Source organism: Photobacterium toruni (genome assembly GCF_024529955.1).
Taxonomy (GTDB): Bacteria; Pseudomonadota; Gammaproteobacteria; order Enterobacterales; family Vibrionaceae; genus Photobacterium; species Photobacterium toruni.
On sequence record NZ_AP024855.1, the window covers coordinates 490,410 to 513,789 of the forward strand.

Below are 23,380 nucleotides of genomic sequence, written 5' to 3' on the forward strand. Positions count from 1 at the left end.
CAATTATCCAGCTAAATTAAGACAGCATTAAGATGCCACCAAAGGCCGCCATAACAATACCAACCACACGCATTACACGTTGGTTTATAGCAGAGTTCATAACTAATTTACCTAAAGCAATACCTGATACATGTAAAATTGCGGTTGCAACAACAAAGCCACTAAAGTATTCCAGTGCTTGTGCATCAAGTGGCATTTCCATACCGTGCGCCATGCCGTGAAATAGTGCAAATGCCATTACTAAGCCAGTTGCCACTTTCTCTGACATACGACCACCCGCTAATAACATTGCTCCCATACCAATAACAGATAAAGCAATGCCCATTTCAATACCAGGTAATACCATACCAGCGACACCTAATGCACCACCGATAATCATAATCCCAACAAATGCCATTGGTAAACGTGATACAGCTTTACCGCCAATCAATGCTGCCAATAAACCAACACCGATCATTACTGATAAGTGATCAAGACCTGTAAAGGGGTGAACAAAACCCGTCATAAATCCAGTCGTTGTATGAGGACCAATGTGACCAGGGTGCGCTAAAGCGAGTGGTGAAAAAAGAGTAAGCGCACCAATAATAACATGTTTAAATTTCATTTATTTTTATCCTTAGTGTAATAGAATGAAAACCCGACGTTGCGGGGATTTATTGTAAATAAGCACTATAATTTCATGCTCATTTATTTTAAATTCATATAGTTAATAGATATTAAATCATCCCTGTAATGCGTTCAGGATGCGCATAAGCATCTGCTCGACCATTACGACAATGACCTAATAACGTAAGGTTAAGTTTCTCAGCCAGATCAACCGCCATTTTAGTTGCTGATGAAATAGCTAATAGCACTTCAACGCCAGCAGCCGCTGCTTTTTGAACCATCTCAAAACTTGCGCGACTAGTAACTAACACCGCGCCCCCCTTTAGCTGCTGTTGATGAATGCACCCTACCAATTTATCTAGTGCAATGTGACGACCTACATCTTCAAAAATCGCCGCCACTTGACCTTGATGATCAATGTACACCGCAGCATGAGCGGAACCCGTTAGTTGATTCAATTGTTGTTTACGTAATAATTGTTGTAATACGGGATCAAGGTAACTTAAATCAAATTGTACTGATGACGGCACAGGAGCTAATACTCGACATACCGTTTCTAATTTTTCTTCACCACAAATACCACAGCCAGTGAGTCCTGCTAATGATCGACGTTTTTGCTGTAAACGTGCCACACAACGGTTAGCAATCGTGACATTAATATTGATACCATCGCACGTCGGTGTCATTTCAATATCATGAATATCACGGTGGTGATCGATGATCCCTTCTGATAATGAAAAACCAATCGCAAACTGTTCTAAATCGTTCGGTGTACACATCATGACCGTGTAAGCGACACCATTAAAAGCAATGGCAACCGGCGTTTCTTCAATGATGTAATCAAGTTCATTGCAATCACTTTTGCCTTTACGGTAACGTACAATAGAACGTTCACTTGCATTACAAAACATCGCTTCCGGTAACGCTTCTAGGGTGTTCAACATCTTTTTCCTTTACTCATCTATATACGATATTCATTGTTTTATTAATAACTGTTAGCTAATCAAGCGATAATCTTGGCTACTTAAACCCATTTTTTGCATACGCGATAATAAGGTGGTGCGTTTTAACCCAAGTTGATTTGCAACGCCATTAGGCCCTGCGATTACGCCATGACAATTGATTAAAGCATCCACAATCATCTGGCGATCAATCACAACAGGTGTCGATTTAACCTGATTTACTTGCTCAACTTGCTCAACTTGCTCAACTTGCTCAACTTGCGGTTTAATAGACTTCAGCGGTGTATTAATCAACAAAGGTGGCTGGAGCATTAGCTCTTGAGTAGGTACATTTAGTACCTGACCTCGCGTTAAAATAACTGAACGTTCAATTACATTTCGTAATTCACGCACATTACCTGGCCATGGAAATTGTTGCATAATCGCCATATCTTCCACAGCTATCGAAGTAATGGTTTTCCCCATTTTTTTAGCTAATTCTCGCGTAAAATGTTTGACCAATAAGGGAATATCTTCTGCTCGTTCACGTAACGGCGGAATCTCAATCGGAAAAACATTTAAGCGGTAATACAAATCGTTGCGAAATTTTTTCTGTTGTACCATCGCTAATAAATTAACATTTGTCGCAACGACAATACGTACATCAACACTGATTAGCTGATTTTTACCGACTCGCTCAATTTCATTTTCTTGCAAAGCGCGTAATAATTTAGGCTGTAAATCCAGTGGCATATCACCAATTTCGTCAAGAAATAATGTACCTTTATGTGCTTGTTCAAATCGACCAACGCGCTGAGTGATTGCCCCTGTAAACGCACCTCGTTCATGACCAAATAGCTCACTTTCAAACAATCCACTTGGAATCGCAGCGCAGTTCATCTTGATCATGTCAGTTTTGCTACGATGACTCATTTTATGAATCGCACGTGCAATTAATTCTTTTCCTGTGCCTGATTCACCTAAAATTAATACCGTACTATCACAACTAGCCACTAATGCCACTTGTTCCAGTACTTTGTTCATCACTTCACTTTGACTAATAATGTCATCAAAAATAGCATGATCATCATAGCCATCTTCAATATTGATAAACTTAATTTGAGATCGCTGAGGGATCGCAGATTGATTCACTTTAATGCTATGTATAGCTAATGCAACTCGTGCAGATATCTGCTTAAATAATTCAATATCGGCTAACTGAAACTGAGTTTCAACGGGTTTGACATAACAGATATAACCGATAGTTACACCTCGAAAAATCATCGGTATAACAGTCGCACTTTTTGCGTGTGGTGAAAAATAAGGACTGTTTTTGTCTTTTTGCAATTTATAAATATCAGCCGCAGTTAAAATAACGGCTTTATTATTTTCAATCGCATTTTTAATCATGCTGTCATCTGTAAAAAAATGACACTGATAATTTATTTTACCATCAACACCATCACCACCATCACCAGAATGTTGAGTATAATGACCATCTTGAGCTTGTATGATTGATAATTCATGCATACCAAAGCGTTGATATAAAAAATGTAATAACGATTCAATCAGCTCTTTTTTTGAACTCTGATTAATAACCGCATTGGTAATATCGACTAAAAACTGAAAGTCCTTATGCTCATTACTTAATTGTTGCGTTAAAAATGAAGCAACTTGATGCTCAAGAATATGCTCGATCATTGCAGCAATCATATTATTGAACAGCTTAAATTGCTTTTCTACATCATCATAATTAGGTAACCGAAGATTAATATATTCAATCGCACCTAACTGTTGATTTGCTATTAGAAGCGGTATTTTACAGTAAGTTTGAATATTAGTGTATGCCGGATGAAGAGATAATTGGGGAAAAGTACGATAAAGTTCTTCTCCATTAATATAATGACTATATTCACATGACACAACATGATGAAGACTTAAACTATCTTCTGAATAATCATAGCGTTGAGGATTTTTATCTCTATCTTGATAATATAAAATTGATTGAGCACTTATATCATCTTTTAGAATAATATTAACACGATCAGCATTTATAAATAACAAATTTTCATTATTTAGAAAATTTATAACACCTGAGATATCATTTATCGTCAATAATGCTTTAGAAAAGATCATTAAATCGCTTTCAAAATTTTCCATGTTAACATTAACTCTTACTGATAATATGGCTCGAATAGCGAATAATAATTCAAGCATTTGTTATACAATTCTCAATCATTTTAATAACTAAGTATTGATCCATATCAATCAATAATTATTAACAATAATATCTTTAAAATAAAACTGATAATAGTGCAACAATTTGAACTGATAAATAAATTAACATACTCATTTAAATAATAAAAAAATATAAGGTCCCAAAATAAAAATAATCAATCTTTTATCTTGGAAACCTTATTTTCATTTATGATGCTATATATTGTATATAAGACACACGCGCCTATTTAGACAATATGCTTATGCGTTAGCAACATGGTTTTTCAAACGTGCTTTTAAATTACTGTATTCAGTTTGTACATAATTTTCAGCCCATGGCTGATCATCAATGTTTTCTACTTTAACTGCACAGTATTTAAATTCAGGCGTACTTGAAATCGGATCAACATGTTCGATAGTTAATTCGTTACATGCACCAATCCACCATTGGTATGTCATGTAAACCACACCTGCATTAACACGGTCATTATAGTTAGCACGAGAGATAACTTTACCGCGACGCGACGATACCCAAACTAATTGTTGATCATCGATCCCCAATGCTTTGGCATCATTCGGATGCATTTGCACATAACCAGGTTCATCAGCCAATGTTTGAAGCGCAGAACAGTTACCCGTCATTGAACGACAAGAGTAGTGACCTACCTCACGAACTGTTGACAATACTAATGGATAATCAGCATCTGGCTGCTCTAGTGGCGGACGCCAATCAGCACCAATAAAGATCCCTTTACCTGAAGGTGTTGTAAACTTATTGCCTTCAAATAGGTACGATGTACCTGGATGATCTTCTGTTGGACAAGGCCATTGTACCGATTTTAAATCAGCCATTTTTTCATACGTTACACCTGCATAATCAGGACATAACCCACGTAGCTCATCCCAGATCTCTTGCGTATTGTTATACGACATTGGGTAACCCATGTACGTCGCTAACAAACTAAAGATTTCCCAGTCAGGCTTGACATTACCCGTTGGTACTACCGCTTTATAGAAGCGTTGGAAACCACGGTCGGCACTACTGTAAACACCTTCATGTTCACCCCAACTGGTTGCTGGGAAAATAACATCAGCAAATTCAGCTGTTTGAGTCATGAAGATATCTTGTACGATAACCAAATCCATCTTACGCATGGTTGCGCGCATTGCTGCTAGATCTGCTTCAGTTTGCGCTGGATCTTCACCAAAGATGTAAAACGCTTTACAAATACCTTCGTCAGCTTTGTGGCCAACTTCAGTTAAGCGGTAACCCGGCTTACCTGAAAGCTCAACGCCCCACGCTTTTTCAAATTTTTCACGGTTAGCGTCAATGTTCACATCTTGATAATCAGGGAACTGGTGCGGCAACATACCCATATCACAGGTACCTTGAACATTGTTTTGACCACGAACCGGACCACAACCAACACCAGGACGACCAAAGTTACCGGTTAATAATGCAAGGCCGGCTAAACCACGAACAACATCAACCGCTTGACCATACTGAGTAACACCCATCCCCCATAGAATCATTGCTTCAGGTGCTGCTGCATAAGTTCGCGCAGCTAGGCGAATATCTGCCGCTTTAAGACCTGTTACTTCTTCTACTGTTTCTGGTGTGTAACGTGAAGCAATTTCACGGAACTCAGCAAAACCTTCGGTATTATTTTCAACAAAAGATTTATCGTATAAGTTTTCTTCAATAATCACATTCGCTAACGCATTAACGAGTGCCATGTTTGAACCGTTCTTCAACGGTAACCATTGATCAGCAACACGCGCAGATTCAATCTTACGAGGGTCACAGACAATGATCTTAGCTCCATTTGCACGAGCTTTAAGAATATGTCGAGCTACAACAGGGTGTGAATCCGCCGCATTGTAACCAAAAATGAGTAAGCATTTAGCAAGTTGAATTTCGGGAATAGCGTTACTCATTGCGCCATTACCTACTGTTGACTCCAGACCGGAGACTGATGGTGCGTGTCACACCCTAGCACAGTGGTCAACATTGTTGGTTCCGATCACCGCCCTTGCGAATTTTTGCATCACATAGTTGGCTTCATTACCCGGACCACGAGCTGAACCTGTTGTCATTATCGCATCTGGACCATATTGCTTTTTAATTGCCATTAGCTTATCGCCGGCAAATTGAATAGCTTCATCCCAAGACACGGCTTCTAAGGCTGACTCACGTGTACGGCGAATCATTGGTTGCTTCAAGCGTGGTGTTAATAAGTTGGTATCGTTGAGAAAATCCCAACCATAGTAGCCTTTCAAACAAAGTTGACCTTCATTGGTTCGACCATCAGCAGGCTCTGCTGCGATTACTTTGTTATTCTCGACAACCAACTTTAGTTTGCACCCAGTACCACAGTAGGGACAAACAACAATTGATTTTTTCATACTAACCTTTTGGTTATAATTGTTATTAATGCGTATTGTAAACCAAGGGTTTATAACACTAGCGAGTGATCGCTACAGCTGCATTAAGCGCCGCTGCTTCACGTTTTTGTTTGCTTGTTTCAATCAATGTTTCAGCTTCGATAATCTGAATTGCGCTAGTAGGACAAACTTCTACACACGCAGGACCGGCTTCACGATGAGAACACAAGTCACATTTTAATGCTTGAGACTTAGGTACCATGCGCTTAAATAACGATGTACCTTTAGATTCTTCAACCATTTTAGTCACGACATTCATTGCACCGTAGGGACAAGCAATGACACAGGTTTTACACCCGATACAACGTGACTGAATTACTTTTACATAGCCATCTTCTAAAACGATAGCGTTATTAGGGCAAACTTGTGCACATGGTGCGTCATCACATTGACGGCACATTACAGGTGTTGTTACATGTGCATTTTTCACCAAGGTTAAGCGTGGTGAAAAATCACTAGGCGCAACGCCTGTCAATTTTCCATCTGCTTGATGAGAAACGACACATGCGATTTCACAAGTTCGACACCCAATACACAGATTTGGATCTGCAAAAACAAACCGGTTCATGGTCTATACCTTGTTGATATCGATATATCGCAACATAGTCTTATGCTGCGATACCTTTAAAGCATTAATTATACCAAAAATAACAAAATCATAAATTTATTTTTAACTAAATGAAATTTAAGTAAAAAAAAGAAGTGCATGCAATGCCGTACTTCCTTTTTTTATTAATGTCGATAATGTCATTACTTTCGTCAATCACATCGTCACTCTTCGTCAGTGACTATCGACACATTTCGTCACAACTTATTGATGCTTAGAACTGATTTAGCATTAACAATGCTCAAAACCACCCGATCCTTGCCACTCAGGTAAACGCTGATAAATCGTTTCAACAGCCGCTTGTACCATCTCAGTTAACGGAAATGAAAATGCAACAATAGCAGGTTGAATACCAACAAAAACAACCTCAGGAACAAAAGTCTTTAGGTCATCAATTAAAAAGTTCAATGGCAAGCTATGAGTAGAAACCACATACATATCAACAATGGTTTCTGGATCAATAATTCTTACCTCCCCCGCCTGTTCACCAATATCTGCCGCATCGACTACGATCACTCGTTGGGGTTGTGCTTTACGAATAAGATGTAAACAATCTTCTGGCATCGAGCCGCCTTCCAGCACACTCCAACCTGTAATCGGATTATCTTTGATCATTTTCGCTAATAATGGACCTGCACCATCGTCACCCATCATACTATTACCAACGGTAAGCACGATATTACTGACCGATAGATCTACATCATCATTAGAGACACTTTCACCCATCACGGTTGACAAATTTACTTCCTGAAGCATATCTTCACCTCATGTAGCGTATTTTCATCATGTAACATGGTTAACGCATCCCTCTAATCATCATATACATCGTTGGTTCACGGTGAATATCACCAAGTGCACTAATAAAATCACGGGTTAATTGCTGTGAACGAGCAGTTTGCGTTGAACTATCAATCCGATCAAACGCTAACGCCAGCATATTAAGGTGCTCTGGATAAATTGTGATTTCACCAAACACAAAATAGCCTTTCATTTTATTAAACGCTTCACCATCTTGAGGTAACGCACTAATCCACGTTAGATACTCATCACCTTCACACTCAATTACCGCTTTTAAACAATCAACGACACCTAAATGGTGACCAATCGCCAAACTGTAATACATGATCTGTTTAGCTTCTTCAGGCACATCATAACTTTCATCAACAAACTTTCGTCCTAACGTATAAAAGTAGATATGGCCTTGAAAATGGCGAGACTGTGTTAATTCCGCTAAAACATCACTCATTGGTACAATTTCCACATGATGTTTGACCTTGCTGAACACTAGGGCATGTATCTGCCCCCGTTAATGCTGCCATGGTTTTTGACAGTAAAATATTCACAATTTCTGTTAACCGTGGATCATTTTTAGTTGCAAGATAAGCACTGATTTTTTGGTCGACATCATCAGCACTACAGGTCGCCAATACATCCATAACGTCATCAGCAATACGTTGGCCTTGAACATAACCTGCAAGTACACGTGCTTGACGCTCAATCATCACTTTAATATCCAATGGAATTTCAGTGTGTTTTAAGGTTGCTTTTTGTTCATCCGGTTGGTGCACTTTCGCTTTTAATTTTTGATCAAGTAAACCTAGCGCAACAGCAAAACCATAAATAGTCGCAGCGGGGGTTGGCGGACAACCTGGAATATAGACATCCACAGGCACAATTTTATCTGTACCACCCCATACACAATAAAGATCGTGGAAAATACCGCCGTCACAACCACATGCCCCATAAGAAATAACAATCTTCGGATCAGGCGCTGCTTCATAAGCACGTAATGCTGGTGCTCGCATGGCACGAGTTACTGCGCCGGTAAACAATAAAATGTCAGCATGACGCGGTGAAGCTACAACTTTAATACCAAATCGTTCAGTATCAAAAATAGGTGTTGTTGCTGCAAAAATTTCAATTTCACACGCGTTACAACCACCACAGTCAACACGATAAACATAAGCAGATCGACGAATTTCTTTGATCAATGCATCTTTTAACTTTTGGCTATTCGGCGGAAGCGCAACAGGTACGGTTTGAGTATGAGCTGTACCAACTAGCTGTTTTATACCTTTCACTTTTGCTCCTCAAGATAACGAAGATGACTGACATTTTCGCTGTCTAACATATTGTTGCTACGACGACATTCAGGACATGTTTCAATTTGCTTACGGCGTTCTATAAGTTGCTCACCGCTAACGCCACTTTGCGCTAATGTATCGATAACATATTCAAGTAACTTACTCGCAACAAATGGGCGATCACATTGGCGACAGTTTGCCAAACTAAATACCGCTTCATCATAAAGATCAGCTTTATTGGTAACAGCTAACTCAAAATTCTGTGTTAATTTAATTGCATGAGTTGGGCAAACCTCTTCACAACGTCCACAATAAATACAACGAGCAGTAGAAAGCTCCCAGCGACGGGTTCCCGCTTTAGTATCTGTTTCCATGATCAAGGCATTAGCAGGACAAGCACGTGTACACGCACCACAAGACAAACACTGATCAGCGTCTAATTCAGGTTTACCACGAAAATCTTCACTCACCTCTAGCGGTGCAAAAGGATATTTAGTGGTAACTGAACCTGTTTTGATAACTGTTTTTAATAGCTTAAACACATGACCTCCTAAAGCTTGAATGGCGAGTTCTTGCGGTCAATGCTGTATTGCTCAATCGCTTTATAAGGAACAGTTTTACTACGCTGCTTTTTAGTATCGACAATCGTTACACGGTCAGTACATGAATAACATGGATCTAAACTACCAATAATTAACGGCGCATCAGCCACTGTGTTACCACGTAACATATAACGTAATGTTGGCCAGTTAGCGTATGTAGCCGCACGACAACGCCAGCGGAATAGTTTTTGGTTATCGCCCGTCATACTCCAGTGAACATTTTCACCACGCGGTGCTTCGGTGAAACCTAATGCGAACTTATTAGGTTTATAATCAAAACCTTCCGTTAAAATTGCACCTGGTGGTAGGTGATCTAATCCATACTCAATCACATTTAATGATTCAAATACTTCACGTACACGTACCATTACACGCGAGAATACATCGCCGTTTTCCATCACTTGAATATTAATCGGCACATTACCGTAAGATTCTAATGACTGACCATGCACAGTACGTACATCACGCTTAAAACCACTCGCACGAATCAATGGACCTACAGGACTATAATCACGCGCAATTTGCTTACTTAAAATACCTACGCCTTCAGTACGACTACCAATATTTGGCGTTGAAAGCAGCACATCCACCAGCTCAGAGAATTTCTGACGGACTTCTTTCACCATCGCTATACCTTGTACGCGCTGCTGTTTTAGAAAATCACGACGCACACCACCAATTAAGTTCATGCCGTATGTTTTACGCGCACCCGTTAGTAACTCAGCCAATTCCATGGTCTTTTCACGAACACGGAAAAATTGCATAAAGCCAGAGTCAAAACCAACAAAGTGACTTGATAGTCCAATGTTAAGTAAGTGACTATGTAGACGCTCAACTTCAAGTAATACGGTACGGATCATCTTCGCGCGGAACGGTACATCCACTGATAATGCGTTTTCAATAGTATTGCTGTAACCAACACTGTGAGTAAAGCCACAGATACCACATACACGGTCAGTTAACTGTGCCACTTCATGGTAACCCATGCGTGTTTCAGCTAATTTTTCCATGCCACGGTGAACATAGAACATACGGTAATCGGCATCAACAATGTCTTCACCATCAACGAACAGACGGAAGTGACCGGGTTCATCAGAGGTAATATGCAATGGACCAACAGGCACGATACGGTTGCTATCATCACCCAGTTGATTATCAAACTGATAGGTTTCCGTTTCTGTTGTAGGTTGTGGACGCTGACGGTAATCCATCGCATCTTTACGTAACGGGTGAAGGTTTTCAGGCCAATCATCAGGCAGTACTAAACGACGCTCATCGGGTAAACCTACCGGATGTAAGCCGTACATATCACGGATCTCACGCTCACCCCATACAGCACCGGGAATAGTTGGCGTAATAGAAATAAATTCTTGGCTATTGGCATCAACCAATACTTTTACTGTTACCCAACTCTTTACTTCACCTTCCATTGAAAGCGCATGATAAACCGCAAAATGACCGTTCAATGTACGCTCATCATTACCAAAGGTTACTGTTAACCAGCCACCTTGATCGTAATAAAGCCACTTCATAACATCGACAAGTGACGTCATTTTTACGGTAATAGTCACTTGGTTTTCTGTTTGCCACTCTTCATCAATAATCGCTGATGGGAAGAAATGATTCACACCATCGACATAATTTTTACCAATACGGCCCGCTTGTGGCTGCGAGTGGAATTGTTGAGATGTATTGTTTGTCATATCTATAACTTACCAACCAAAAATTAAAAAAATCAGAGCCAAAACGGCAACTAAAAACGCAGGGAAAATAGCACGATGAATTTTAGTAAAATGCACACGTGCCATGGTGTTTTCAACAAGACCTGCAATCAGGAACACCACAAATAATTTAATCAACAAAATAATAGTTGCGGAGAACAAACCACCGAAGCTAAGACTACTTGCTTTGCCCCATGGAATGAAAATCGCAAGGAATAGCTGTGCAACAACGAGTTGCTTTAGACCTAATCCTAATTTAACCATTGCCAATGCAGAACCTGAATATTCTGTCATTGGACCTTCTTGAAGTTCTTGCTCTGCTTCTGCACTATCAAATGGCACTTTACCCATTTCAATAAACAGCGCAAACGCACACACAATACCAGCAAGAATAATGGTTAATGGATGATGCCATTCATTATTTGCTAGAGCATGACTGATATAGCCTAAGTCTGTTGTACCTACACTCAGTGCAACCACAACAATCGCAAGAATTAACACGGGTTCAACTAAGATACCCAATGTCAATTCACGACTACCACCCATACCAGCAAACATACTGTTTGAATCAATACCTGATAATGAGAAGAAGAAACGGAAAATCGCTAGCAAGTAGATATCAGTAATAATATCTCCCGAAATTGGAAATGGTGACACCTGAGTAACTGTAGGCAGTGCCATTCCAATTAATAGCATCGTAACTACAAGTACCCATGGCATGATCCAAAAAATAAATCCGGAATTTGCTGGAGCAACAGATTGACGACGTAATAATTTGGCAATATCACGGTAATCTTGCAAAATACCCGGCCCTTGGCGCGAATGAATTTTGGCACGAATAACGCGAGAGAAACCAGTAGCAAGCGGTGCTAACATCAGCATTAAAATGGCTTGGACAATCGCTAATACAATCCAACCCGCTGTAGGCATTTCAAGTGGGGACATTAGTGACTAACTCCTGAAATGAGAGGAACGAACAACACCACTACCACTACGGCAATAATGCAGAATCGACACACTTTACGACTATCTAATGTTGGATTTTCACCACCATTACTGAGGTAAGGCAGCACAAATCGTTCAGTAAATGATTGCTGACGATTGTTATAAATAAAACCAAACATATTACGCATTGGACGCGTAATACTTGCAGCAGAAACCGTCATTTTATGCTCGTATTGGTAACCACATGCCCAAGGATCACCTTGATGACGACGTGGAAGACGACGTTGACGGAAGGCGTAAAGTAATGCAGCAGGTACTAAGGTTAATAGTGCCAGTGCAATCGCAATAACAGGGGTTGAAAGGATCGCTTGATCAGCAACTGCAGGGTAAACTGTTAACCCATGAGCAACCGTTACTGGTGCCATGTTCAACATTGAAGATGCAATTGATGAGAAGTACGGCGCAATCCATGGAGAACAGACACCAAGTACCACACACAATATCGCAAGCGATGTCGTTGCAGTGATCATTGCAGGACCTACTTCACGCGTATTAGCAGCACGCTCTGTTTTTGGTGCACCAGTAAAACAAATACCGTATACCTTCACAAAACACATGCATGCTAAAGCACCCGTAAAGGCAAGCATTACCATTCCAAATGGACCAAACAATAAGTTTGCTACCGTACCCACTTTACCCATGCTAAATAGCGATTGATAAATAAACCATTCTGAAACAAAACCATTTAATGGTGGTAAGGCACAAATTGCTAAAGTACCAATCAAAAACGCTGCAGCAGTTTTAGGCATTGTTTTTGCCAAGCCACCCATGCTATCCATATCTTTAGTATGCATACGGAATACAATTGAACCAGAGCCTAAACATAATAGGCCTTTGAACACTGCATGGTTTAATAAATGGTATAAACCGCCTAATAAACCCAGTAGCGCTAAAACTGGATGATGAGACGCGATACCAATCATACTTACACCAACACCAATTAAAATGATGCCGATATTTTCAATGGTATGGTATGCCAATAAGCGTTTAATATCGTGCTCAGCCAATGCGTACATTACGCCAAGAACAGAAGACACTGCGCCAAAGATTAAGACTGCAAAGCCCCACCATAATTGGGTTGCGCCTAAAAATAAAATCGCAAATTTTAAAATGCCATAGATACCAATTTTCACCATTACACATGATATAAGTGTTGAACAATATGACGGCGAAATAGGATAAGCTTTAATTAACCAACCATGTAGACCAATGCCCGCAGATTTAATACCAAAGCCGACTAATGCAAGTAAGAACACTAATGATGCTGTCGCCCCTGTTACAGGGTTATGCATAATTGCACTAAATTGATAACTGTTAGCGTGTGAAGCAACAATAACAAAAGCGAAAACAATCAGTACACTTGCAGCATGATCCACAATAAAATATTGTAAACCCGCTTTTTTACTTGCAGCACTACCATCGCTGATAACAATCAACCAAGAAGCCAGTGAAATGATCTCCATTAAGATAATAAAGACCATTACATTAGCTGACACCACAAGGGCTGTCATTGCTGCAGCAAATACGTTAAAAAGTACATTTACTTTCCAACCACCTTTGCCGTAGTACTCTTCTAAATAGTTAATCGAATAAACAGAGGCAGCCATGGTCACCAAGGAAATCACCACCACCATCAGTGCTGACAACATATCCATGCTAAACCAGTGACTCATTGCTGCTGTAGCATCGGCAGCATCATAACCTGTTACTATCGTGCTAATACCCGCAATGATGCCAAACAGGCCACCAAAAGCACTGATCACACCCGCAAGACGCAAACTTTCTTGCTCATGTTTACGCCCTTGATACGATAAAATCGCAGCCACGGCATAACTGATTAAAGCAAAACAAACTAAAACTAATGGACTCATCGTGTTACTGCTCCACCTTTGGCTGACGCTGCACTATCGGCTGCACACTCACGTTTAATATCACGTGCTTTAGCGATATTTTCTGCATCGATTAGCACAATCGCTTGTGTTGGACATACTTCAGCACAGGCTGGTCCTTGTTCACGGAAACCGCACAAATCACATTTAACTGCAATGCTCTTTACTCCAGGCTCCCAAGCAAGAATATCTTGACCAAATGTGCTTGGAATTGAAGTTGAAGGGTTACTTGAACGAATGGTTGAAGGAATATAGGTATCGTAACTATTTGCCATCGCAATAGGTCGACTACCATCAAAAGCGATTGCACCAAAAGGACAAGCAACAGCACATAACGTACAACCGACACATAATGTTTCATTAAGCATGACACGATCTTGTTGCTTAGTGATCGCTTGCACTGGACATACTGTCGCACAAGGTGCATCTTCACAATGACGACACATCACAGGCGCTGTGGCATCATCTAGTTTAACCACGGTTAGGCGGGGATGGCTTTGCAGTCCTTGTTGTTTATGTACTGTCGAACAGGCTGCCATGCAGGTGCCACAACCAATACACTTCTCAGGATCTGCAATTACAAAGCTTTTCATTGTCTACCTAGTCAATCGCAAAAAAAACCATTAAAGCAATAAATATGCCAAAAAAGTATATATTATATAAACCATTAAATATCAACAACTTATAAATAAATAGAGGTTAAAAAATACTTTTAATAATAAAAATACAGACCTCAATATGTCGTCATATTTAACCTCGACACTTACAATCGTCACTTTTCGACACTCACTGTCGAACACCTATCTTATTAATACCGTTTTTTCTCTATCAACCATCGTAAGATAAAAAATGCCCCTTACTTATCTCGTTATTTTAAGTAAGGGGCATTTTTCATTCTCAATGGCTATCGCAAATTACATCTTATGCATTTATTTGCCATGCTCTTAAAATAATACGTTCATCATTATCACGTTTAACCCAACCGTCTTTTTCCATTCGGTTCGCTAACGGAATTGAGTATTTACGACTTAGTTCAGTACGATCTTTAATATCGGTCATGGTAATACGATCATGAGGTTGATGATCAGCAATCACCGCTTTCACAAGATCTAAATAGACCGCCATATCAAAATAGATATTTTCATCAAGCGCGGTAATGTACTTTTGATGGCTTAATTGGCGTAACCACTTTTTACCGCCAACAATTTTGACTTTATTTAACTCAAGCCCCGCTTTACCAAACTGACGGATCTGATGCAATATATTAAGTGCATCTTGAGGTAAGTCATCTTCATTATCACCTTGCCCAACACACCATTTACCGTAACTTAAATGTACTTTCTGTTGTTGCTTTAAACGCTGCATGATCAGTTCAATCACCGCATCATTGATCCGTAACCGACTACAAAGTTCTGCTGAAGCCATCGAAATACCCGCACTCAATAATGTTTCAATTTGGCGTGACATATCCGCTAACCATTGGCTATCAAAACAAAATGGTGCAATGAATGTTTGTTGTTCAGTGGCTTTAAAATCAGTATCCGTACATTCAAAATAACCTTGTAGCACTAACAACATCTGTCGTTGTGACTCTGGTTGTAATTGCTGCGGTAAATTATTAAGCACATCGTATAAGCGGCGTTTTTGGTAACCAAAAATATAATCGGTCCACACCACTTCTGCGCCATGTTGTAAACCACTGCCACCTTTTTGGATCATCGCTAATCGTTGACCAAATAATAATGGGATCGGTTTTTCAAACACTAATCGCGCTAACTCAGTATTGGGAATATAGCTCAAACGTGCAGTGCCATGCCACGTTCCCATTGCCACTTCCACTTGGCGTTGTTTTTTAACTTTTAACGTTGTTGCGGTTTTGGTTAATCGTACAATACATTGATCACGCAGAGTAATGTGTTGATTGATACCGGTGATCAATTGTCCTCTGCCAATATCTTTACGGCCGACACCTTTGACATTTACCGCCACACGGCATGTTGCTGAAACAGAAGTTAATTGTTGATGATAAGCCTGAATAGATCGCACTGTACCGATCAGGTTCGATGGCTGACAACGTACTTTATCGCCAATCGCTAATTGCCCTTGCGCTAACGTGCCAGTAAGCACCGTACCAATTCCGTTTACCACAAATACCCGATCAATATACATCAGAGGATCTGTCGCGGGCTCAAGCACTGAATTATCATCACTATTTGCTGGAGCAATAATTTTATGACGTGCAATATTAACCTGTACGGTTTCGATTAAAAGCTGACGTAATGCTTCAATGTTATCTTTTTTTAATGCAGAAACAGTGACAATTTCAGGCAATAAACCGCTACGTTCCATCACCTGTTCTAAGACTTGATCTTCTATTTCGGCTAATTGCTCGGCACTGACTTTATCGCGCTTATTAATACACACGACAATATCTTCAATCCCCATTGCATGCGCAACGTCAAGATGTGAAGTCGTCATTGGCATCCAGCCTTCATCAGCCGCCACCACTAATAACAACACATTTAAATGCCACACACCTGCAACCATATTACGCAAATAACGCTCATGCCCAGGAACATCAACTACACCGATGGTATTGCCATGATCATCTTGAAAATGAGCAAAACCTAAATCTTGGGTCATGCCCAATTGCTGCTCATGTGGGCGCGCAGTGATCATGCCCGTTAATGCTTCAATTAATGCTGTTTTACCATGGTCAACATGCCCAGCAAGGCCAACCACTGCTTGATATTGTGTTGGAATTACTGCCATTATTTTGCCTCAGTATTTATATAAGGTTGAATATAATCATCAAGTTGAGTAATAAAGACGGTATGATCACTGTCTAATAAAGTAGCAACATTTAATAACAATTGATTACTATTAACATAACCAATAATTGGGATTGGTAAATCACGTAACGCATCTAAATGCAGTTGTGCTTTACCCGGCAAGGTAAGTTTAAGACCATAACAAGGATAAGTTTCACTAGGAATAGCACCACCACCAACTTGCATCACCAGAGGTACTGCTTGTACATAAGGTTTCCAGCGTTGTGCCCATTGTTGAGCTAGCGTTTGGCTGATCTTGGCACGATCTAACGCTTGTTGCGCCACACCAAAACCAGCGGGATCACGGTTAAGTTTCTGGACTAATAATTGCTCAAGCATTGATAAAACAATTCGCCCCGGACGGAAAGTACGCATCATCGGGTTTTTAGCCAGTTGCTGACAAAGTTTTGGACACCCAGCAATAATACCCGCCTGCGGGCCACCAATGATTTTATCACCAGAAAAACAGACTAAGTCAACACCCATTTGTAAATAGCGCGGTAATGACACTTCACTTTGTGCATATTGTTCAGACGATAAACCCGAGCCTTGATCGATCACTAATGAAACATGCTCAGGTAAACGTTGAGCCACATCCTGAATATCGGGTGACTCAGTAAATCCCTGCATTGAGAAATTAGACTGATGCACCATTAATACCATGGCAGTATTTTCTGTGATTGCATTAATATAGTCATCACTGGTGGTAATATTGGTGGTACCCACCTCAACAAGCTTGCACCCAGAAAGGGCTAAAATATCAGGAATACGAAAACCACCACCAATTTGAACTTGCTCACCACGAGAGACAATAACTTCTTTACCCGCCGCTAAAGCGTGCAACACTAAGTAAACTGACGCAGCATTATTATTAACAACAACACAATCTTCAGCACCGATCCAACTCTGAATCAAGGTCGATAATAAGCCATTACGATCACCACGTTTACCATCACTTAATTTCAATTCAAGATTGTTATACCCAGTATTAACCGCTTTAACACTATCCCAAATTTGTTCATCAATCGGAGAACGTCCAAGGTTGGTATGTACCGCTATACCTGTTGCATTCATTACGCGTTGCTGACGACGACGATATAACTGACGGCAACTATCAAGTACTAATGCCATGATATCAAGGTCATTAACACCTTGGGTTTTAAAATCAGGATGCTGGCGAATTGAAGTAAAAAGCTGTCGAAGAGTATTAGTAACAACCGGGCGGCTTAATAAGCGTATATAATCAGCTAAATCTGAATGTTGAAGTAATTGTTCGATTTGAGGTAAACGATAATTAATTATTGGTGTTGCTAACGGAGACGGTTGTTCTAAAGATGCTGTAGTAGTCACGGTAAGTTCCTTGGCTGAATTGCAGACAACAGCACTCGTACTGTAACCTTAAAAAAGGAAAAGTAATGAGTATCAGAGGAACCATTTAAACGCGCGAAAAATGGCGGAAGAGGCAGGAATTGAACCTACCAAAGCTTATACAGCTCACATCGGTTTTGAAGACCGAGAAGGCCACCAGACCTCATCTCATTCCGAAATTCTTGTGCATGATAATGTAACTCTCATGGTTATTATTTGATTTATATCAATTCGTAGTACAAATATCAATATACCAAAATAGAATAAACAAAGGTGGGTGTTATTTCATCATTCAAAAGTTAAATTCTGTTATTACTAAAACAAAAAAAGCCCTACATTGCTGTAAGGCTCAAAGAATAAAGTCTATTAATAATAACGTTATCTCACAACACCATTTTCTTGCATATTTTTTATTAAAATCTGCGTTAATTCAGAAATAATATCATTCATGTTATTTGGATCAATCGACTCTGATGATGTTGACCAAATAGGCTTATGACTTTGAGTATCAAATAACGTAAATTCAACATTAACAAACTCATACGATACGGTGTAGCTATCATTATAAATATAGCTATATGAATTATTATAATAATTATTAAAAGATAGACCACTGCCGTATCCATAATTATTGCCAGGATAACGAACATTTTTATCTTCTATATTAACTAACTTAGCAACAAATACTGTTTGTGTACTATTTTTCTTAATATAACTCGATAAGTCCGCTTTTGATGGTAATTTATCAGGATATATTTGAGAGCTTGAAATAGCATTAACCCCCTTCTTTTGTAATTCTTTCACCATATCATCTTCAAAAATTCGTCTAACTCGCAAATTATCAGACATTGCAACAACAAGTGAACTTTTTATTGGAAAATATGAATATGTTCTATCAACCCAAGATGATGTCAAATTGCTAGAAGCACACGACGTTAATAATAACGTTAATATAAAAATAAATATTGCACGCATAATACATCCCTTTAAGTTATGTTCTAAAATTAACAATAGTACAGGGATAGGAGAAAGCAATAATGAAAAAAATGATAATCTCAACATTAATAATACTTTCTGGTTGTGCCACAGAAAAAAGCGAATCAAGCTTATTAAATGAAACAACATTAAACAATGCTGACACAATTTCAACGAATAAAATGTTAAAAACACTTTCACCATTATCACAATCAATATTAAATATTGAAGATGAAAAAATAGCTAAAAAAGAAAAAATGATAGAAATAAAAAAAATAGAATTCATGGCTGAAGATGATCCTGATGCAATGATCTACTTAGCTGCTTTATATGAAGAAGGTACACTCATCACTCAATCAGAAAATAAAGCGCGATCACTATATAAAAAGGCAGCAGATAAAGACCATCTCCTTGCTCGTTATTACTACGCCCTAATGCTTATTGATGGTAGAGGTGGTGATACTAATCATACAAAAGCTGAGTCATATCTACTGCTTAATGTTAAAAACAAGCATGACCCATCAATATATTCATTAGGATATTTATATTTTATACAAAAAAAATATCAACATGTTATCAATACATTAAATCAAGGAGACAATGGCAATAATGAATATTCTGATTATTTATTGGCCATTTCATACCTTGAATTAAATAATAACACCTCACAGGCTATTCAGTTATTAGAAAAATCGGCTAAAAAAGATCATCCATATTCCCACCTTGTGTTAGGTGATATTTATCGTAGAGGACTTTATAATACAGAAATAAACACAGAAAAAAGTTTCAAACATCTCAATATTGCCGCTAAAAATGACAATCCAAAAGCTTTATTTGATTTAGCCACATTAAGCATAGAAAATTTAGAACTTATTGAAAATGACCTTAACATTGCAATTAATCAACTTGAATCAGCAGATAAAAATGGCTATCCACCAGCAAGCTTTGAATTAGCAAAATTATATGATAAAGGTAATCTTATTAAACAGGACTTTAATAAAGCTATTTTTTGGTATAAACGCTCAGCAGCACAAGGAAACAATAGAGCAATGTATAATTTAGCCAGTATTTATATTAATGGTGATGGTGTAGATATTTCAATTGAAAAAGCCAAATACTGGCTAATAGAATCAGCAAAGAATGGTAACAATCGAGCAAAAGAACTACTTAAAGAAAATGAATAATTTATTTACACTCTATAAGACAAAAAGCCCAATAAAATATATTGGGCTTTTTGTTATTCTACTTTTAATAAAAAAAACTTGCTTGATATAACATCAAGCAAGTATTGCCGTTACAAATAAACGATAACTAGTTATCAATACGAATACCAAAGATTAATGCTTCGGACTCGCCCGGAGCAACACTTCCTATTGTTCCTATAATTGTCCCTGTAGAACCATGAGTAATCGTATTTATTGACCCTTCTGAGATATTAGGTAAAGAAGCAATAACATTAAATGTCGTATAAGGTGGCGTTGCATCCGTTAAGGTAACATTACGTGCTTCCTCAATGGCAATATTTTCAGTCGTTAAACGATACATAATGCATTGTCCTGGTGCCACTGCAAAATTTGTTGTGACGTAATTACCTGTATCTGAAATCCCATTACAGTCTAAATCAGGCGTCTGCTCTTTCGTTACTCTCATATTGGTATTAGCAACCGTCGTCGTATCAATAATCTGTAATGTGCCACAACTTACCGTCGTTTCAACAGTCGTAATATTTGTCACCCCTTGCGAAGCATTCGCAGGAACAAAAACTTTAATAAATAGTACCTTCTGAGCTCCTCCAGCAAGAGAAGCAATTGAAGTTATCGCATTATCAGCTCCCGTTAAAACATCATCATTATCCGTATCTTCATAAATCAAAGCGGAGAAATCAGTCTCTGAATTAGCAACCGTTAATACTATATTTAAAAAATCATCATTACTGGTATTGTTTAAAATATGTTTATAAACAATGCTTCCACCCGCAAAAGTAATACCATTGGAATTAGGTGGACCAAATGCTAAACATTGAGAACTATTATCCACAGTAACCGCATCATGTTTAATATCTTCGGCGCCAGTCGTTGGTGAAAGAACTTTAAAATAAATATCCTGAGTAGCAGACACGGCATCGACAGGAACAGTAACATCAGCATAAACGACAACAGCATCATCAGGACCCAACACCGGAATATTAGTAATCACTTCATTTGCTGCATTTCTAAATACAACGGTCCAATCAGCAGGCATAGTATTTACAGCAAAATTAGAGCTACTATATTGTAATTCATAGCTTTCAGCAGCCTCTGATTTATTAGTAACATATAAAGTAAATCGAGTTGTTGCGCCAGGTAATGCGGTATTTGTTGTAACTGCTGCAGCTTCAGGACCTGCACCAAAACCACAATTATCATCAACTGCATCACAACTATCTTCGACGGTTAAACTTGTTTCAGCTCGAACATTATTTGTTAAATCAACCGAACTTGCCGTTATTGATCCCAACTGATCAATTACTGTATTTGTTTTTGAGGTATCACTAGAAGACGTCGCTCGCTTAACTGTTTGATAAGGTCCACCTAACGCCGATGCCGGCAGTGTTGCTACCAATATAACTTTATATCCACACACTCCATTACTATCCGTAACTAAATATGACGGACAAGTATCACCCACTCCCGGAATAACCCCAGTGTCTGGATTACTGTCATTATCAGTATCAATTAATGGTGTTACACCATCACTTTTATATAAGAAGAAACTAGTGCCACTAGGAAATGTTGATGATTCAATCGTAACATTAAAAATATCTTCATCGTTACCAGTATTCCAGATGTAGTTGGTAAAGCTAACTCGTGCACCTTGCGAAGCTGATGCTATATTAACAATTTCATGATTAGTATCATCAAGCGCATCACAATTAGCATCAGTACCCACATCACAGCCACCATTATTAGCAATAACTGCATAGTTCGAGGTGATTAAGAATGGAACCCTGTTCGTATTTGTTGAATCTAACTCACCAGAGTCAACAGTACCGCTATTATCTTCATCAAAGCCATAAATACCTTGGTTATATAATATCGTTGCTGAAAGACCTGAATCTATATTTACTTCAAATGTTATTGTTGCAGATTCATCAGCGGCTAAACCATCCATAACAAATTGAATTTCATCATTATCAGGACAAGAAGCATTAGGTGCTATACAGGTTGTAAAAGCTAAATCTTGATCACCTGTCGTTTCACTACCGCCAGTAGTTGAACCTGAAGCTGTTATTGTTGTACCTGATAAACTCCAAGATACTGCGCCATTAAATAGCATACCTTCAGGAAGTTCATCATTTAAAATAACACCATTCGTCTGTAAAGGATCCATATCGGTAAGACCAACATTGGTGTAGGTAAATGTTACAGTATGAGGACCACTTGGCGATGCACCAACATTACTACTTAATGCTTTAGATATTTCAACAATAGGTAAATTTGTTGCCGTTACTATATCTGTATTTGTCTGTGTACCCACCGCGCCATTTGCAACAGAAATACCATCAACGCTTACGGCTTGGCTCGTTGCTGTAACCGTTAGGGAACCTGAAGCGTTAATAGTCGCCGCTGCATCAATATCAGCCACAATAACAAATTCAAAACTTTCACCGGCAGCTAGTGGTCCAATAATAGATCCTGATGTAATCGGTGATGAGCCAGGATCTGCAATACCATCATTATTTTCATCAGGATAAATAGTGGCAGAACTAATCACAGAGGCAGGTAAAACAATATCGAGAGCGAAGGAATCTGTATTATTACCCGTATTAGTTAGCACATGATTAAATGTCACTGTTCGACCAGGGGCACCTAACTTAGATTGATCATTAATCAAAGTAAGCGCCGCAACAGGCTGAACAAGGGTCTCAACTAAATTAGATGTTGTGCTACGTAAAACATTGGCACTATCCCGGTATGTAGCACCAGCTTGATTTTTAATTACTGTACCAGATTCAGTTAAAGCCATTACAGCGAAGCTAGCACTAGCAACAACGGTTATACCTATTTTGGCGATTCCCTTGAAGACATTCATATGACGCTCCCCCTTTCC

General features: G+C 39.0%; 18 protein-coding genes and 1 tRNA gene. 1 reads left to right on the forward strand and 18 read right to left on the reverse strand.

Going from position 1 to position 23,380, the window contains the following annotated elements; translation table 11 throughout:
- Nucleotides 1-16: 16 nt before the first annotated feature.
- The 17 genes from OC457_RS16610 to OC457_RS16690 form a co-directional block, all read right to left on the reverse strand.
- Nucleotides 17-604 carry a HupE/UreJ family protein gene (locus OC457_RS16610; protein ID WP_080176120.1) on the reverse strand — a complete coding sequence of 196 codons (588 nt, stop codon included), beginning with the start codon at nucleotides 602-604 and terminating at the stop codon, nucleotides 17-19.
- Between the two features lie 112 nt (nucleotides 605-716).
- The gene (gene fdhD / locus OC457_RS16615; RefSeq protein WP_080176119.1) at nucleotides 717-1,550 is read right to left on the reverse strand and encodes a formate dehydrogenase accessory sulfurtransferase FdhD; all 834 of its coding nucleotides are present in this window, start codon (nucleotides 1,548-1,550) and stop codon (nucleotides 717-719) included.
- Between the two features lie 51 nt (nucleotides 1,551-1,601).
- Nucleotides 1,602-3,707 carry a sigma 54-interacting transcriptional regulator gene (locus tag OC457_RS16620; protein WP_235866993.1) on the reverse strand — a complete coding sequence of 702 codons (2,106 nt, stop codon included), beginning with the start codon at nucleotides 3,705-3,707 and terminating at the stop codon, nucleotides 1,602-1,604.
- Nucleotides 3,708-4,025: 318 nt separating this feature from the next.
- Nucleotides 4,026-6,170 carry a formate dehydrogenase subunit alpha gene (gene fdhF / locus OC457_RS16625; protein WP_080176117.1) on the reverse strand — a complete coding sequence of 715 codons (2,145 nt, stop codon included), beginning with the start codon at nucleotides 6,168-6,170 and terminating at the stop codon, nucleotides 4,026-4,028.
- A gap of 58 nt (nucleotides 6,171-6,228) precedes the next feature.
- Nucleotides 6,229-6,777: a 4Fe-4S dicluster domain-containing protein gene (locus OC457_RS16630; RefSeq protein WP_080176116.1), complete on the reverse strand. Its 549-nt coding sequence runs from the start codon at nucleotides 6,775-6,777 to the stop codon at nucleotides 6,229-6,231.
- Nucleotides 6,778-7,047: 270 nt separating this feature from the next.
- Nucleotides 7,048-7,542: a hydrogenase maturation peptidase HycI gene (gene hycI / locus OC457_RS16635; protein WP_080176146.1), complete on the reverse strand. Its 495-nt coding sequence runs from the start codon at nucleotides 7,540-7,542 to the stop codon at nucleotides 7,048-7,050.
- A 70-nt stretch (nucleotides 7,543-7,612) separates the two neighbouring features.
- Nucleotides 7,613-8,062, reverse strand: a complete 450-nt coding sequence (locus OC457_RS16640; protein WP_080176115.1) for a formate hydrogenlyase maturation HycH family protein — start codon at nucleotides 8,060-8,062, stop codon at nucleotides 7,613-7,615.
- A complete protein-coding gene (locus tag OC457_RS16645) occupies nucleotides 8,055-8,897 on the reverse strand; it encodes an NADH-quinone oxidoreductase subunit B family protein (protein ID WP_080176114.1) in 843 nt (280 codons plus the stop codon). Before OC457_RS16645 ends, OC457_RS16640 begins: the two co-directional genes overlap by 8 nt.
- On the reverse strand, nucleotides 8,894-9,442 hold the full coding sequence (locus tag OC457_RS16650) for a formate hydrogenlyase complex iron-sulfur subunit (protein WP_080176113.1): 549 nt from the start codon (nucleotides 9,440-9,442) through the stop codon (nucleotides 8,894-8,896). The genes OC457_RS16645 and OC457_RS16650 overlap by 4 nt, the downstream gene beginning before the upstream one ends.
- 8 nt (nucleotides 9,443-9,450) lie before the next feature.
- Complete coding sequence (locus OC457_RS16655; RefSeq protein ID WP_080176112.1) at nucleotides 9,451-11,205, reverse strand: hydrogenase large subunit; 1,755 nt, start codon at nucleotides 11,203-11,205, stop codon at nucleotides 9,451-9,453.
- Between the two features lie 9 nt (nucleotides 11,206-11,214).
- The gene (locus OC457_RS16660) at nucleotides 11,215-12,168 is read right to left on the reverse strand and encodes a respiratory chain complex I subunit 1 family protein (protein WP_080176111.1); all 954 of its coding nucleotides are present in this window, start codon (nucleotides 12,166-12,168) and stop codon (nucleotides 11,215-11,217) included.
- Entirely contained in the window at nucleotides 12,168-14,099 is a 1,932-nt protein-coding gene (locus tag OC457_RS16665; RefSeq protein ID WP_080176110.1) for a proton-conducting transporter transmembrane domain-containing protein, read from the reverse strand. The genes OC457_RS16660 and OC457_RS16665 overlap by 1 nt, the downstream gene beginning before the upstream one ends.
- Nucleotides 14,096-14,710 (reverse strand): 4Fe-4S dicluster domain-containing protein, encoded by a 615-nt coding sequence (locus OC457_RS16670; RefSeq protein ID WP_080176109.1) that lies wholly within the window; start codon nucleotides 14,708-14,710, stop codon nucleotides 14,096-14,098. Before OC457_RS16670 ends, OC457_RS16665 begins: the two co-directional genes overlap by 4 nt.
- A 328-nt stretch (nucleotides 14,711-15,038) precedes the next feature.
- Entirely contained in the window at nucleotides 15,039-16,889 is a 1,851-nt protein-coding gene (selB, locus tag OC457_RS16675) for a selenocysteine-specific translation elongation factor (RefSeq protein ID WP_080176108.1), read from the reverse strand.
- Nucleotides 16,889-18,298, reverse strand: coding sequence for an L-seryl-tRNA(Sec) selenium transferase (gene selA, locus OC457_RS16680; protein WP_080176107.1), 1,410 nt, complete (start codon nucleotides 18,296-18,298; stop codon nucleotides 16,889-16,891). The genes selB and selA overlap by 1 nt, the downstream gene beginning before the upstream one ends.
- A 101-nt stretch (nucleotides 18,299-18,399) precedes the next feature.
- Nucleotides 18,400-18,491: transfer RNA gene (locus OC457_RS16685), tRNA-Sec, on the reverse strand.
- 203 nt (nucleotides 18,492-18,694) lie between these two features.
- Nucleotides 18,695-19,291: a hypothetical protein gene (locus OC457_RS16690; RefSeq protein ID WP_080176106.1), complete on the reverse strand. Its 597-nt coding sequence runs from the start codon at nucleotides 19,289-19,291 to the stop codon at nucleotides 18,695-18,697.
- A 62-nt stretch (nucleotides 19,292-19,353) separates the two neighbouring features.
- Between OC457_RS16690 and OC457_RS16695 the strand changes: the two genes are divergently transcribed.
- Nucleotides 19,354-20,475, forward strand: coding sequence for a tetratricopeptide repeat protein (locus OC457_RS16695; protein ID WP_080176105.1), 1,122 nt, complete (start codon nucleotides 19,354-19,356; stop codon nucleotides 20,473-20,475).
- A gap of 127 nt (nucleotides 20,476-20,602) precedes the next feature.
- Here OC457_RS16695 and OC457_RS16700 read toward each other — a convergent pair whose 3' ends face one another.
- The gene (locus OC457_RS16700; protein WP_080176104.1) at nucleotides 20,603-23,362 is read right to left on the reverse strand and encodes a hypothetical protein; all 2,760 of its coding nucleotides are present in this window, start codon (nucleotides 23,360-23,362) and stop codon (nucleotides 20,603-20,605) included.
- Nucleotides 23,363-23,380 lie beyond the last annotated feature (18 nt).